The organism is Saccharothrix sp. 6-C (genome assembly GCF_016695385.1).
Classification (GTDB): Bacteria; Actinomycetota; Actinomycetes; order Mycobacteriales; family Pseudonocardiaceae; genus Actinosynnema; species Actinosynnema texasense.
Genome location: NZ_CP064192.1, coordinates 4,775,359 through 4,789,318, shown reverse-complemented (window position 1 = coordinate 4,789,318; position 13,960 = coordinate 4,775,359). Strand labels below are relative to the sequence as shown.

Here is a 13,960-nt window from a genome sequence, read left to right as displayed (position 1 = left end):
GCCGGGCGCTCCCGGCTCGTGGACCGGTGGAGCCTCGGGTCGATGTCCACCGGTGCGCCTCGTGCGGAGCGTCCCGGCCCGCCGGTGAGCACCGACAGCGTGGCCCCTTCGACGGAGTCGACAGTGGACAGTCGCCCTCCGGCGACGCCCGGTCGGCCGAGGCCACCGCGAGCGTCCGGCGCCGCTCATCGAGGCTTGACCGTCGCTAAAGGAATTCAGCGAGTCTTCTTGGCCTGCAACGCTTCTGTCATCCCCTCCTCGTCATGCCGCGCCCGGCCCGGGCTCAGCAGGCGGAGTTGGTCTGGGTCAGCAGCCCGAGCCGCCAGGGCAGCCGGTTGTAGTCACCGCCGGAGTTGGGATCCATGCCCTGGTAGAGGAAGCGCAGGCGGCACGGGCTGATCTCCATGAGCTGGTCGGCGCCGGAGCGGAGCATCTCCCCGTGGCTGATGTCGCGGGTCCAGGCGCCGTTCGGGAAGGTGACGTTGTTGGCGCGCGCGAACGGGTTGGACTCCGTGTCGGCCAGCCCGGTCCACGGCCCGGTGATCGACGGCGCGGTCCAGGTGCGGAAGTAGCGCCTGCCGTCCGAGCCGATGGCCTCGTGCACCAGCAGGTACTGGTCCTTGCCCGCGACCTTGTAGACGTTGGACGCCTCGAACAGCCGGTTCCGGTCGGAGTCCTGGAGGGCGATCACGGTGTTGGTGAACCCGTTGGGGTAGTTCGCGACCGTGGTCTCCGACCGGTACAGGTGGCCGTTGTCGTCGGAGGAGAACAGGTAGCACTTGGTGGTGTCGCAGATGACCCAGAAGTCGACCCAGTAGCCGTTGCCGATGTTGTCGCGGATGATCTGCGGCATCCCGTTGGCGTAGAACTTCTTGGGCGCGCTCCACGACTGCGGGTCGGCGATGTCGGTCGTGGTGGAGTAGGAAGCGTTGTCGCCGGTCTGGTAGACGAGGTACCAGAGGTTCTGCGGCGCGAAGAAGAACACGTGCGGCGCGGCCTTGTACCCGGTGCCGATCGCGGTGCGGTCGAGGTAGGTGTGCGGCGCCGAGGACGCCTGCGACCAGTCGGTGAAGCTGGTGTACATCAGGTTGTAGCCGGTGGTGTAGGTCGAGGCGAACACGTGCCACTTGCCGTTGTGGTAGACCACGCTCGGGTCCTTGACGGCCACGTTGGCGTGCGTCGAGTCCGGCTTCGGGCCGATGATCGCGCCGGTGGACGACCAGCGGAAGCTCGACGGCAGGCTGCCCGCGGGCCCCGTCGTCGTGGTGGTGGTCGTGGTCGTCGTGGTGGTGCTGGTGGTCGTGCTGCTACTGCTGGTGGTGGTCGTGGTGGGGCCGACGTTCCCGGTGCACGCCGTGCCGTTCAAGGAGAACGAGGCCGGCGCGGGGTTGCTGCCGTTCCACGAGCCGTTGAACCCGAACGCGACGCTCGCGCCGGTGGCGATGCCGCCGTTGTAGCTGACGTTCCGGGCGCTGACCTGGGCGCCGCTCTGCGTCACGGTGGCGTTCCAGGCTTGGGTGACGCTCTGACCGGCGGGGTAGGACCAGGTGAGCGTCCACCCGGCGACGGGGTCGCCGAGGTTGGTGACGGAGACGTTCGCGCCGAACCCGCCGGACCACTGCGAGGTCACCGAGTACTCGACCGAGCAGCCCGCCGCCTCGGCGGCTTGCGCGGACAGCGCGACGGTCGTGCCGGCCAGGGTCAACCCGGCGATGGCGAGGGCGGACAGGTGGGTGCGAAGTCGTGCGGGATGCCGCATCCCGGACTCCTCTCCAGTGGGGTCAGTGTCTTGTTAGCGCTAACAATCGAGACCGCGGCACGCCGGACCACGACTTCGGGTCGCGGGGGCGCGGGTTCGGGCGAAGGGGTCAGTCCTCCGGGACCAGGTGTGCCGGGTGGGCGCCGAGGGTTCCCCTGGGCCTGCTCGCGTGCCGGCGCTGAAACATTTAGGAGTATCGAGCGAAACAGTTCGGAAGACAAGGGCCGGAGGGACGCACGGCTCTGCGACGACCGTGCGTGACGCGCTTCGGGCTCAGGCCGGCGGCGCGGTGCTCTCGCGGACGACGAGCGTGGTGGCCAGCTCGACCCGCGGCTGGGCGAGTGGTCCGCCCGCGGCGAGGGTGAGCAGCATCCGGGCGGCCGTCGCGCCCATCTCGGCCAACGGCTGCCGCACGGTCGTCATCGGCGGGCAGCACCAGCGCGTGGCCTCGATGTCGTCGAAGCCGATCACGCTCAGGTCCTCGGGGACGCGCAGGCCGAGCCGCCACGCCGCGGTGTAGACGCCGAGCGCCTGCAGGTCGTTGCCGCACAGCACGGCGGTCGGCCGGTCCGGCCGGGTCAGCAGCTCCCGCCCCAGGGCGAGGCCCTGCTCGAAGGTGAACTCCCCGGTGCGCACGAGCCGGTCGTCCAGCGCCGTGCCCGCCGCGTCCAGCGCGGCGCGGCAGCCCTCCAGGCGGGCACGGGCGCCCAGCGAACGGATCGGTCCGCCGATCACGCCGATCCGCCGGTGGCCCAGGTCGAGCAGGTGCCGCGCGGCCGTGATGCCGCCGCTCCAGTTCGTCGCGCCGACCGACGGGACGGCGTGCAGCGGTTCGCCGGACGGGTCGAGCGCCACCAGCGGGATCGCGCTCGCGGCCAGCAGCGCGTGCTGCTCCGGGGTGAACGCCGAGTACACCGCGATCACCCCGATCGGGTGCCTGGACAGCAGCTTCTCGGCCCAGGACCGGCCGGGCGACGTCGGCTCGACCACCTCGGTGAACGCGACGGCCAGCTCGCGCTCCCGCGCCACCGGTTCGACGCCGCGCATGATCTCGACCGCCATGTGGCGTTCGAGCCCGTAGAACACCACTTCGAGGACTGCGGCGGGGGCGATGGCGTCCGGGCGCCGGTAGCCGTGCTCGCGCAGCAGGGCCTCGACCCGTTGCCGAGTCTCCGACGCCACGCCCGCCCGGCCGTTGAGCACCTTCGACACGGTCGGCTTGGACACCCCGGCGAGCCGGGCGATCGTCCCGACCGTCAGCTCGCCGCGCCGCCGGCCCCGCCGCTGACCGTCCGCGATGCTCCCCGTCACGGCCGAAGTGTACGTAGCCGGCCGGCGCGGGCCGTCGATGAATCGTGGGACGCCCACGGGCGCCGGCGGTTCGGAGTGCCGAAGTGTCGTCACGGTCGATACGGCGGTCCCTATGCGTGGCGGGCGCGAGCCGGGTGGTGGCGGAGCCGGTGGGGTGAATCCCACGCCCGCGCGTTGGATATGGTCCGATCCGAATCGCTCACCTACCGTGCTGGGAGGTAGACGTCCGGTGATCGGGCATCCCGACGAGCGCGATCTGGAACGGTGGGCGCGAGCGGACCTGGCCGCCCTGCGCGACGACCTGGACCACGCGCTCAACGCCGACGCGAGCTCGACGCACGGCTCGTCGGGCGTGCCGCGATCGTCCCGGCCGCCGTCGGACGCGGAGCTGATCGACGCCGTGCGCGGCGGGGAGATCCAGGCGTACGGGCAGCTGTTCGAACGGCACGTGCGCGCCGCCCGCAACCTGGCCCGCCACCTGGCCCGGTCGAGCGCCGAGGCCGACGACCTGGTGTCGGACGCGTTCGCCAAGGTGCTCGACACGCTGCGCGCGGGCGGGGGACCGGACTCCGCGTTCCGCGCCTACCTGCTGACCGCGTTGCGCCACACCGCCTACGACAAGGCGCGGCGGGACAAGAAGCTCAAGCTGGCTGACGACGTGGAAGCCGTGACCGGCGTGGAGAAGGTCACCACGGTGCCGTTCCACGACCCGGCCGTGGCGACGCTGGAGCGGGCGCTGGCCACCAGGGCGTTCGCCAGCCTGCCCGAGCGGTGGCAGACGGTGCTGTGGCAGACCGAGATCGAGGGCCAGTCGGCCGCCGAGCTGGCGAAGCTGCTGGGGCTCACCGCGAACGGCGCCTCGGCGTTGGCCTACCGGGCGCGGGAAGGGCTCAAGACCGCCTACCTCCAGGCGCACCTCGCGCACAGCCCCACGGACCGCTGCCGCGCCACCGTCGCGAAGCTGGCCGCGTGGACCAGGGGAGGCCTCACCAAGCGGGAGACCGCGCAGGTGGAGGCTCACCTGGACGAGTGCCCGACGTGCCCCGCGATGGCCGCCGAACTGGCCGACGTCAACGGCACGCTGCGCGCCGTCGTCGCGCCGCTGGTGCTCGGCTCCGGTGTCTCGGGCTACCTGGCCACGACCGCCGCCACGGCGAAGGCGGGCACGGTGGTGGCAGGCGCAGGCGCAGGCGCAGGTGTGGGGGCGGGCGCGGGGGCGGGCGCCGGGGCGGCGGCCAACTCGGTCACGACGGCGCAGTGGCTCGGCATGGCGGCCTCGGCGACCGCGATGGCCGCGGCCGTGGCGCTGGGCCTCAACGCCGGGCACCCGGTGGCGGTGCCCGCGGTGCAGGCGCCGCCACCGGCGGCGACGGCCGACCAGGGGACGTCCGAGGTCATCGCGGGGACGTCCGTGCCCGCGACGAAGTCCGACGCGCCGCAGAGCACGGCCGAACCGTCCGACCAGCCTTCCGGCGAGGCGTCCGCACCCGACACGGCCGTCGTCACCACGACCGTCGCCCCGCCTGCGCAGCCGCTGGTTCCCGAGGTGCCGGCCGGTTTCACCATGACCATCGGCGGACCGCCGGTGGACTTCCCCGTCGTCATCCACAACACCGGTCCGACGCCCCTGGCACCCACCACGCTGGTGCTCTCGCTGCCGGAGGGCCTCCAGGTGGTGGGTTCGGGCCGGAACCTGCTGGGCGAACCGCTCCTGCGGCTGGAGGGCGCGGCCCGGATGGCGGTCGGCTGCCCGGCGGGAAAGGGCACCGTCACCTGCAGAGCCGAGGGCGAGCTGCCGGCCGGTGACTCGGTGGTGTTCGTGCTGCGGCTGCTCGCGGGCCCGAAGTCCGTCGGCGGCACCATCAGCGGCACGGTCACCGCGGGCTCCGGTGAGCCGGTTCCCGTCGAGGCGTCCGTCGTGGTCACGCCGAAGTAGTCGCCGGGTTTGGCCCGTCGACCCACCGGGTACTACCGCCTGACTCGTGCCTTGAGGAAACAGGGCAGCTGGAGGGTGGACCTATGAACACCGTCGAACCATCCCGGGACCGCGTCCGAACAGGCCTCCCGCACCTCCCTCCCGCACCGCGACCCGCACTGGTCTGAATCGTTCCCACCACGCTGGGTTGCACACGAGCGACAGGGGAGGCGATTCGGTGACCCCCACATCCGGCAGTCGCGGTCCGCGCGCGGGTTTCACCTGCGAGTGCCGCACCGGCGAAGGCACCACGGTGATCACGGTGTCCGGCGAGGTGGACATCGTGGCGGCGGACCGGATCCAGGACTACCTCGTGCGCGACGGGTTGGGGCCGGACGGCATCCGGCTCGACCTGGGCGGGGTGACGTTCATGGGCGTCGCGGGCCTGGCGGTGCTGCTGCACGCGGCGGACCTGTGCCGCGACCACGGCATGGATCTGACGCTGGTGGCGTCACCCGAGGTCACGCGGGTCGTCAAGCTGATCGACGCGACCTCCGGGCTGGTCGACCACCTGATCCCGGTCGGCGCGGACTCGCGATGAGGTCGCGCTCACTGTTTGCGGGTGCGGCCCAGGGGAACCCGGCGGCTACGCCCTGAGCACCAAGGGGAGTTCCTAGTGTTGGAAGGCTCGTGTTGTGAACGTCGTCGAAGGGTCCTGTGACCACGTCGACTTCGATCTGGAGGACACCGTTCCACCGGTGCGCCGCGCGCGGAGGTGGATCACCGAGAACGTCCCGGAACTGGACAAGCCGACGCTGCTCGACCTGCTGCTGATCGCCGACGCGTTGCTCACCAACGCGTTCGAGCACGCCACAGCCCCGCGGCGGTTGCGGTTGAGCCACCGGTCCGGCGGGCACGTCCTGCGGGTCGAGGTCTACGACGCCAGCCCCGAACTGCTGCCCGTGCTGGGCAAGCCGGGCGGTCGGGGACTGCGCGACCGCGGTCTGCTGCTGGTGAACCGGTTGGCCTCGCGGTGGGGTGTGGACCCGCACAGGAGCTTCAAGACGGTGTGGGGCGAAGTCGTCACGTGACCGGGGGCTGTGGTCAGCCTTCGCCGCTCTTGCCGCCACCGCGTTTCCGGTCGTCGTCCTTCTTCTTGTCCTCGCGGTCGTCGTCCGCGTCGTCGATGCGTTGCGACGACAGGACTTCGTCCGCGTCGATCAGCGGCGTTCCGCCTTGGACCACGAGCCGCAGTCGGTGCGATTCGCGCGTCTTCCCGCCCCCGGGACCGGTGAGGTCGATGCCGACGGTGACGGTGTCGGCCCCGGCGGCCGCGGGCGGTGAGCTGACGGTGAGGGCTTTGACCTCCCGCCAGGACTTCTCGTACTGCGGGCGGCCTTGCGCGCGCAGGCCGGGCCCCAGCCGGTCCCAGGCCTGGGCGGTGTTCTTCGGCAGCAACGCGTAGTACTCCGCGACGGCCTGTTCCAGGCGGGCGGGGCCGGGGTCGTCGCCGGGCGCCGACGCGGCCGTGGTGGCGGACGGCGCAGGCGTGCTCGCGCCCGCGGTGTCGTCGGCGGGCCGGTTCCCGTTCGTCAGCACCAGGGCCAGCACGACGAGTCCGACCACGGCCGCCGCTGCCACCGCGACGAGCCCCACCCGCCCGGTGCGGGCCGGCCGGGGCGCCAGGGCGGTCGGGTGCGGTGTCGGGTGTGCCCGGTGCGGGTCTGCCGACCACACCGGGGCGGCCGGCGGTGCCGCCGGACCCCGGTCGGGAGGCCGCGGCGCCAGGTCGGCCGGGTTCAGGTCCAGCCGGGTCGCGGCGGGCCGCGTCGCGGTCAGCGCGCGCAGCCGGTCGGCGGCCTGCGCCATCGTCGGCCGGGCGGCCGGATCGGTGCGCAGCAACTCCGCCAACAGGTCGGTCAGCGGTCCGGCTCGCGTCGGCGGCGGGAAGCGGCCCGCGGCGACGGCGTGCAGCAGGGCGATCGCGTTGTCACCGTCGCCGAACGGCGGACGGCCCTCCACCGCCGCGTACAAGGTGCCGCCGAGCGCGAACACGTCGGACGCTTGCACCGGCTCGCCGCCGCGCGCGACCTCCGGCGAGAGGAACGCGGGCGTGCCGGCGAGCAGCCCGGTCCTGGTGACGGTGACGTCCCCGACCGCGCGGGCGATGCCGAAGTCCGTGATCTTCGCGGTGCCGTCGTCGGTCAGCAGGACGTTGCCCGGCTTGACGTCCCGGTGCACGATGCCGGCCGCGTGCGCCGCCGCCAGCGCGCCGGCGACCTGCGCCCCGATGGCCGTCACCCGCTCGGCGGGCAGCGGTCCGCGCGCGATCAGCTCGGCGAGGGTCCGCGCGGGCAGGTACTCCATGACGAGCACCGGCTTGCCCTCGTCCTGCACGACGTCGTGCACCGTCACCGCGTTCGGGTGCTGCAACCGGGCGGCGATCCGCGCTTCCCGCGCCGCCCGGCCCGCCGCCGCCACCGGGTCGGCGCCCTCGGGCACCACGAGCTGCTTGAGCGCCACCACGCGGTCCAGGCGCTCGTCCAACGCCTGCCACACCACGCCCATCGCGCCCGCGCCCACCCGCCCGCGCAGCCGGTACCGCCCGGCCACCAAGCGCCCCACGTCCATCACCGGCGAACCCCGCTCTTCCCCACGCCAACCGGACAACCTTACGTCCCCCGGCCGGTCCGGCCCGAGGTCGCGTCAGCGACCGCCCGCCGTCTTCGCCAGGTACACGGTGGCGGTCGCCTCGCGTTGTTGCAGCGGGTTGGGGAACCGGACGACCTCCGCGCCCACTTCGGCGAACCGGTCGGCCAGCGCCGCGGTGTAGTCCTCGTCCGGCGGGTCGTTGGACCACAGGGCGAACACGCCGCCGGGGTGCAGGCGCGCGGCCAGCCGGCGCAGGCCGTCGGGCTCGTAGAAGTCGGCGTTGCCGGGGTGCAGCAGGTGCCGGGGCGAGTGGTCGATGTCGACGACGATCGCGTGGAACAGGCGGTCGGGGTCGGTCGGGTCGAGGCCGCCGTCGGAGCGCGCCAGCGCGAAGAAGTCGTCGTGGACGAGCCGGCAGCGCGGGTCGGAGGCCAGCTCCTGCCCGCCGGGCAGCAGCCCGCGCCGGTGCCAGTCGATGACCTCGCCGAGCGCGTCGACGACGACCAGCGACCGCACGGCCGGGTTCTCCAGCACGGTCCGGGCGGTGTAGCCGAGGCCCAGCCCGCCCACGACGACGTCCAGCGGCGCGGGCAGGCCGGCGAGCGCCAGGCGCGCCAGCTCCACCTCCGACACGGTGAACAGGCTCGACATCAGGAACTCGTCGTTGAGCTTGATCTCGTGCACCTCGCGGTCGAACACCGGGTCCCAGCGGCGGCGCAGGACGAGTTCGCCCAGCGGGGTCTGACGCCAGTCGAGCTCCTGGAAACGCGCGCTCATCGGGTTCCACCTCCGGGTCGGCCGCCCATCGTCGCAGCAGGCCCCCGACCGGGGTGACGGCGGGGCCGGGCCGCTCCTCGACGGCTAGGCCGGCGCGTCGAGGAGCTCGGCGAGCAGTCCTCTGACCCGGCGGTCGATGTCGTCGCGGATGGGGCGCACGGCGTCCAGGTCCCGGCCCGCCGGGTCGTCGAGCTCCCAGTCGAGGTAGCGCTTGCCGGGGAAGACGGGGCAGGAGTCGCCGCAGCCCATGGTGATGACGACGTCCGAGGCCTCGACGTCCCCGGTGGTGAGCTTGGCCGGCGCCTCGGCGGTGATGTCCAGGCCCAGCTCGGCCAGCGCGGCGGCGGCGGCCGGGTTGACCCGGTCGGCGGGGGCGGAGCCTGCGGAGCGGACGGTGACGCGGCCCAGCGCGTAGTGCCGCAGGAGCGCGGCGGCCATCTGGGAGCGACCGGCGTTGTGGACGCAGACGAACAGGACTTCGGGTTGCTCGCGGCTCAACGGACCTGTCCTTCGGTGACGGGCGCGGCGGGCGCCTCGGTGGTGGGCTGGACGGGGTGGAGCGCGCGCAGCAGCGGCACGGCCACCGCGATGGCGACGACCTGCGCCAGCACGAAGACCGGCACGGAGGAGGGCGCGATCCCGGCGAAGGTGTCGCTGAACACGCGGCCCGCGGTGAGGGCGGGGTTGGCGAAGCTGGTGGAGCTGGTGAAGAAGTACGCCGCGCCGACGTAGGCGCCGACGGCGGCCGGCGCGAGGGCGGCCCGGCCCGACCGGACGAGCGAGAAGATCACCAGCAGCAGGCCGGTGGTGGCCACGACCTCCGACAGCCCGTGCGCGGCGGTGGCGCGCTCGGTCGTGCTGATGCCGACCGGCGCGGCGTCGAACATGACGTTGGCCAGCACCGCGCCGCTGACGCAGCCGAGCACCTGCGCCAGCGCGTACGACGGCACGTCGCGCCACGGCAGGCCGCGGAACACGGCGTCGACCACGGACACGACGGGGTTGAAGTGGCCGCCGCTGACCGGGCCGAAGACCAGGATGATCGCGTAGAGGCCGACGGCGGTGGCGGCGGCGTTCTCCAGCAGTTGCAGGCCGACGTCGCCGGGGGAGAGGCGTCGCGCGGCGATGCCGGAGCCGATCACCAGGGCGGCGAGCAGCAGGCTGCCGAGGTACTCGGCCAGCAGCCGGTGAGGGAGCGGGCGGGGCATGGGTGGTCCCTCTTCAGGCGGGGCGGACGGCGGGCGCGAGGCGGTCGACGCGGTCGGCGAGGTCGCGGTAGGCGGCGTCGAACGCGGCCGGCGTGCCGACGGCGGCCGGGTCGGGCACGGACCAGTGCAGCCGGTCGTCGTGGTCGGTGAGCTCTTCGTGGGCGTTGTCGCACACCGCGACCACGAGGTCGTCGTCGCGCAGCACGTCGTCCAGGTGGTGGGTGCGGGCACGGGCCAGCGGCAGCCCGTGCGCGCGGGCCGCGGCGACGGCCAGCGGGTGCACGCGCTCGGCGGGGCGGGTGCCCGCGCTCGCCGCCGGCACCGGGCTGCGCCGCTTCCACAGCGCGGCGGCCAGTTGCGAGCGCGCGGAGTTGTGGCTGCACACGAACACCACCCGCGGCGCCCGCCGCAGGACGCTGGGCACGAGGTCGGCGAGCGCGGCGGTGCGCAGGCGCAGGTAGGTGCGCCGGTGGTCGCCCTCCGACCGGGACCGCTCCACGACGCCCGCCTGCTCGAGCAGCTTCACGTGGTGGGCGAGGAGGTTGCTGGGCAGCCCGAGCCTGCGACCGACCTCGCCGGGCGAGGCGTCGCCGAGCACGAGCAGGTCGACCAGGGCGAGCCGGGCGGGCTCGCCCAGGGCCGCGTGCACGCGTGCGCGCGCCACCGTTCCCGAAGGCCAGTCAGTGCTCATTGACTCAATGATGCTTGAGCTACTGGCCGGGAGTCAACCGGGTGGGCGGTCCGGTCAGTGCGAGCCGGTGAGCTTGCGGTGCAGCTGTTCGCTGTGCGGGTTCAGGCCGGTGATCTCGGCTTCGACGCCTCGCGCCGCGAACTTGGCGGTGACGGTGTCGAGGGTGGCGACGGCGGAGCTGTCCCACACGTGCGCGCCGGAGAGGTCGATGACGACCTTGTCGAGATCCTCGGTGTAGTCGAACGAGCGCGCCAGCTCGTTGGTGGAGGCGAAGAACAGCTCACCGGTCAGCGCGTAGACCCGGAGGCGGCCGTCGGGGTCCAGGACGCTCGAGACGCCGACCAGGTGGGCGACGCGGCGGGCGAAGAAGATCGCGGCCAGCAGGGCGCCGGCGACCACGCCGAGGGCGAGGTTGTGGGTGGCCACGACGACGCCGACGGTCACCACCACGACGGCGGTCTCGCTGCGCGGCGCGCGGCGCAGGCCGGCGGGCGTGACGCTGGACCAGTCGAACGTGCTGATCGACACGAAGACCATCACCGCGACGAGCGCGGCCATCGGGATGAGGGAGACGACCGGGCCGAGGGCGTAGACCAGGACCAGCAGGAACACGCCGGCGGCCAGGGTGGACAGCCGGGTCCGGCCGCCGGACTTGGTGTTGATGATGGACTGGCCGATCATCGCGCAGCCGGCCATGCCGCCGAGGAAGCCGGTGGCGATGTTGGCGATGCCCTGCCCCCGGACCTCCGTGCCCTTGTTCGACGCGGTGTCGGTGAGGTCGTCGAGCAGTTGCGCGGTCAGCAGCGACTCGACCAGGCCCACGACGGCGAGCGTGAGGGCGTAGGGCGCGATGATCACCAGTGTCTCCACCGTGAACGGCACCATCGGCAGGCCGAAGAACGGCAACGCGTCGGGCAGGTCGCCCATGTCGCCCACCGTGGGCACGTCGACATGCAGGAACACCGTCAGCGAGGTGATCACCACGATCGCGACCAGCGGCGAGGGGACGGCTCTGGTGAGCTTCGGCAGCAGGTAGATGACGCCCAGGCCGAGCGCGGCCAGCGCGACGACCGGCCAACCGCCGCCCGTGATGTGCGGGATCTGGGCGGTGAACAGCAGGATCGCCAGGGCGTTGACGAAGCCGACCATGACCGTGCGGGGCACGAACCGCATCAGCCCGTGCACCCCGACCAGCCCGAACACGATCTGGAACGCGCCGGTGAGGACGGTGGCGGCGAACATGTACTCCACGCCGTGGTCGCGCACCAGGGGCACCATCACCAACGCCATCGCGCCCGTCGCGGCGGAGATCATGCCGGGACGCCCGCCGGCGAAGGCGATGATGATCGCGATGGTGAACGAGGCGTACAGGCCGACCTTGGGGTCGACCCCCGCGATGATCGAGAACGACAGCGCCTCGGGGATCAGCGCGAGCGCGACGACCAGGCCGGAGAGCAGGTCGGCGCGGGTGTTGGCGAACCAGTTCACGCGGATGCGCGAGAGCGGGGTGGGGCGTGCGGCGGCCTCGGACGAGGGCAAGCGTCACCTCGGTGACTCGGGCGCGAGCGGGCAGGAGCTGCTCGCGTGGTGAACAGGGGGTGAGCCCGGCGCACGACGACGGGCGCGGGTGTGCCTGCCTCGTGGTAGGCGGGAAGTGCGGGTGCGCCGCGAGCGCGGCTTCTCCGGCGTGACCGGGGGAACCCTACCCTGACGTGACAGTTGGTCCCGGATGGGTGAGCCGATGGTGGGCAAGCTCTCCGGCCACCGCCGGTGACGGGTGGGGACGGCCTGCGGCCCGCCGGAGGACCGGACCACGTCCCCGGCCGGGCCACCGCCACGGTTGCCGACCCGCCCCGGTCCGCGCCCGAGCTGAACCGGCGGCGGCCGGCGGCCGCGGTGGTGTGCCGGGTGCCGCCGGCCGGTGGGCCGTGCCGCCTGCTCTCAGGCCTCGATGACCACGGGGATGACCACCGGGCGGCGGCGGTGGGTCCGGTACGCCCAGTTCTGCACCTCGCGCGCGATCAGCCGTTCGAGCTCCTCGAAGTCGGTGACGCCGCGTTCGCTCGCACCGACCAGGGCCTTCTCGATGGCGGGGATCGCGGGCCGGAAGGTGGAGGCGTCGTGCTCGAAGCCGTGCGCGATGAAGTCCGGCGGCTCGGCGAGCCGGCGCGAGTCGATGTCGACGATCGCCACGACGGTGATGACGCCTTCCTCGCCCAGGGTCCGGCGCTGGGCCAGCGAGGCCTCGGTGACGCCGCCGACGGTCTGCCCGTCGACGTAGACGTTGTGGATCTCGACCTTGCCGGTGATGCGGGCCCGGCCGTCCTGGAGGTCCACCACGTGGCCGTTGGCGGCGATCGGCACGCGGTCGCGGTCCACGCCGGTGCGCACGGCCAGCTCGGCGTTGGCGCGCAGGTGGCGTGCCTCGCCGTGCACCGGCAGCACGTTCGACGGCTGCACGATGTTGTAGCAGTAGACGAGTTCGCCCGCGCTGGCGTGGCCGGAGACGTGGACCTTCGCGTTGCCCTTGTGCACGACGTTCGCGCCGCGGTCGGTCAGGCCGTTGATGACCCGGTAGATGGCGTTCTCGTTGCCGGGGATGAGCGAGCTGGCCAGCAGCACCGTGTCGCCCTCCTCGACCTGGATCGAGTGGTCGCCGCCCGCCATGCGGGACAGCGCGGCCATCGGCTCGCCCTGCGAGCCCGTGCAGACCAGGGTCACCTGCTGCGGCGGCATCCGGTCCATGCGCTTGATGTCGACCACCAGGCCGTCGGGCACCTTGAGGTAGCCCAGCTCGGTGGCCACGCCCATGTTGCGGACCATGGAGCGCCCCACGAAGGCGACCTTGCGGCCGTGGGCGTGGGCGGCGTCGAGGACCTGCTGGATGCGGTGCACGTGGCTGGCGAAGCTGGACACGATGACCCGGCGCGGCGTGGTGCGGAACACCTCGTCGATGGCCGGGGCCAGGTCGCGCTCGGAGGTGGTGAAGCCGGGCACGTCGGCGTTGGTGGAGTCGACCAGGAACAGGTCGACGCCCTCCTCGCCGAGGCGGGCGAAGCCGCGCAGGTCGGTGATGCGGCCGTCGAGGGGGAACTGGTCCATCTTGAAGTCGCCGGTGTGCAGCACGAGGCCGGCGGCGGTGCGGATGGCGACCGCGAGGCTGTCGGGGATGGAGTGGTTGACCGCCAGGAACTCCAGGTCGAACGGGCCGCGCGCGAACCGCTGCCCCTCCTTGACCTCCACCGTGACCGGCGTGATGCGGTGCTCGACGAGCTTGGCGGCGAGCAGGCTCAGGGTCAGCCGGGAGCCGACGACGGGGATGTCGGCCCGCTCGCGCAGCAGGTACGGCACGCCGCCGATGTGGTCCTCGTGGCCGTGGGTCAGCACGACGGCGACCACGTCGTCCAGCCGGTCGCGCATCCAGGTCCAGTCCGGCAGGATCACGTCCACCCCGGGCTGGTGCTCCTCGGGGAACAGCACACCGCAGTCGACGACGAGCAGCTTGCCCTCGTGCTCGAACACGGTCATGTTCCGGCCGATCTCACCGAGCCCGCCGAGGGCGATGACGCGCAGCGCGCCGGGGGTGAGGGCCGGGGGAGGGGTGGAGGTTCGAGCCATGGTCACACCCTCACGTTACGTGAGGGTGT

12 protein-coding genes are annotated in these 13,960 nt (G+C 72.9%); 3 read left to right on the top strand and 9 right to left on the bottom strand.

Going from position 1 to position 13,960, the window contains the following annotated elements; all coding sequences use genetic code 11:
- Positions 1 to 283: 283 nt before the first annotated feature.
- Together IOD16_RS19970 and IOD16_RS19965 are read right to left on the bottom strand one after the other, a co-directional pair.
- Positions 284 to 1,759, bottom strand: coding sequence for a non-reducing end alpha-L-arabinofuranosidase family hydrolase (locus tag IOD16_RS19970; protein WP_201435632.1), 1,476 nt, complete (start codon positions 1,757 to 1,759; stop codon positions 284 to 286).
- Positions 1,760 to 2,032: 273 nt separating this feature from the next.
- Positions 2,033 to 3,070: a LacI family DNA-binding transcriptional regulator gene (locus tag IOD16_RS19965; RefSeq protein WP_236594230.1), complete on the bottom strand. Its 1,038-nt coding sequence runs from the start codon at positions 3,068 to 3,070 to the stop codon at positions 2,033 to 2,035.
- Between the two features lie 229 nt (positions 3,071 to 3,299).
- Here IOD16_RS19965 and IOD16_RS19960 point away from each other — a divergent pair, with 229 nt between their 5' ends.
- The 3 genes from IOD16_RS19960 to IOD16_RS19950 all read left to right on the top strand — a co-directional run bounded on the left by IOD16_RS19960 (position 3,300) and on the right by IOD16_RS19950 (position 6,076).
- Positions 3,300 to 5,006, top strand: coding sequence for a sigma-70 family RNA polymerase sigma factor (locus tag IOD16_RS19960; protein WP_201435631.1), 1,707 nt, complete (start codon positions 3,300 to 3,302; stop codon positions 5,004 to 5,006).
- A 217-nt stretch (positions 5,007 to 5,223) separates the two neighbouring features.
- The gene (locus tag IOD16_RS19955; protein WP_201435630.1) at positions 5,224 to 5,586 is read left to right on the top strand and encodes an anti-sigma factor antagonist; all 363 of its coding nucleotides are present in this window, start codon (positions 5,224 to 5,226) and stop codon (positions 5,584 to 5,586) included.
- A 157-nt stretch (positions 5,587 to 5,743) separates the two neighbouring features.
- On the top strand, positions 5,744 to 6,076 hold the full coding sequence (locus IOD16_RS19950) for an ATP-binding protein (protein ID WP_201435629.1): 333 nt from the start codon (positions 5,744 to 5,746) through the stop codon (positions 6,074 to 6,076).
- Between the two features lie 13 nt (positions 6,077 to 6,089).
- Here the strand turns inward: IOD16_RS19950 and IOD16_RS19945 are convergent, their stop codons facing one another.
- The 7 genes from IOD16_RS19945 to IOD16_RS19915 all read right to left on the bottom strand — a co-directional run bounded on the left by IOD16_RS19945 (position 6,090) and on the right by IOD16_RS19915 (position 13,931).
- Positions 6,090 to 7,616, bottom strand: a complete 1,527-nt coding sequence (locus IOD16_RS19945; RefSeq protein WP_201435628.1) for a serine/threonine-protein kinase — start codon at positions 7,614 to 7,616, stop codon at positions 6,090 to 6,092.
- Positions 7,617 to 7,691: 75 nt separating this feature from the next.
- Positions 7,692 to 8,414: a spermidine synthase gene (locus IOD16_RS19940; protein WP_201435627.1), complete on the bottom strand. Its 723-nt coding sequence runs from the start codon at positions 8,412 to 8,414 to the stop codon at positions 7,692 to 7,694.
- A gap of 84 nt (positions 8,415 to 8,498) precedes the next feature.
- Positions 8,499 to 8,912, bottom strand: a complete 414-nt coding sequence (locus IOD16_RS19935) for an arsenate reductase ArsC (protein WP_268957624.1) — start codon at positions 8,910 to 8,912, stop codon at positions 8,499 to 8,501.
- Positions 8,909 to 9,622, bottom strand: coding sequence for an aquaporin (locus IOD16_RS19930; RefSeq protein WP_201435626.1), 714 nt, complete (start codon positions 9,620 to 9,622; stop codon positions 8,909 to 8,911). The genes IOD16_RS19935 and IOD16_RS19930 overlap by 4 nt, the downstream gene beginning before the upstream one ends.
- Before the next feature lie 13 nt (positions 9,623 to 9,635).
- Positions 9,636 to 10,313: an arsenate reductase/protein-tyrosine-phosphatase family protein gene (locus IOD16_RS19925; RefSeq protein ID WP_201435625.1), complete on the bottom strand. Its 678-nt coding sequence runs from the start codon at positions 10,311 to 10,313 to the stop codon at positions 9,636 to 9,638.
- A 54-nt stretch (positions 10,314 to 10,367) separates the two neighbouring features.
- Entirely contained in the window at positions 10,368 to 11,852 is a 1,485-nt protein-coding gene (locus tag IOD16_RS19920; RefSeq protein ID WP_236594229.1) for a SulP family inorganic anion transporter, read from the bottom strand.
- A gap of 402 nt (positions 11,853 to 12,254) precedes the next feature.
- Positions 12,255 to 13,931, bottom strand: a complete 1,677-nt coding sequence (locus IOD16_RS19915; RefSeq protein WP_123748649.1) for a ribonuclease J — start codon at positions 13,929 to 13,931, stop codon at positions 12,255 to 12,257.
- Between the last annotated feature and the right edge of the window lie 29 nt (positions 13,932 to 13,960).

What these genes read in the sequence shown, in the direction of transcription:
- IOD16_RS19970 (WP_201435632.1), bottom strand. Translation starts at nt 1,759, where the DNA reads ATGCGGCATCCCGCACGACTTCGCACCCACCTGTCCGCCCTCGCCATC.
- IOD16_RS19945 (WP_201435628.1), bottom strand. Translation starts at nt 7,616, where the DNA reads ATGGACGTGGGGCGCTTGGTGGCCGGGCGGTACCGGCTGCGCGGGCGG.
- IOD16_RS19940 (WP_201435627.1), bottom strand. Translation starts at nt 8,414, where the DNA reads ATGAGCGCGCGTTTCCAGGAGCTCGACTGGCGTCAGACCCCGCTGGGC.
- IOD16_RS19930 (WP_201435626.1), bottom strand. Translation starts at nt 9,622, where the DNA reads ATGCCCCGCCCGCTCCCTCACCGGCTGCTGGCCGAGTACCTCGGCAGC.
- IOD16_RS19925 (WP_201435625.1), bottom strand. Translation starts at nt 10,313, where the DNA reads ATGAGCACTGACTGGCCTTCGGGAACGGTGGCGCGCGCACGCGTGCAC.
- IOD16_RS19915 (WP_123748649.1), bottom strand. Translation starts at nt 13,931, where the DNA reads ATGGCTCGAACCTCCACCCCTCCCCCGGCCCTCACCCCCGGCGCGCTG.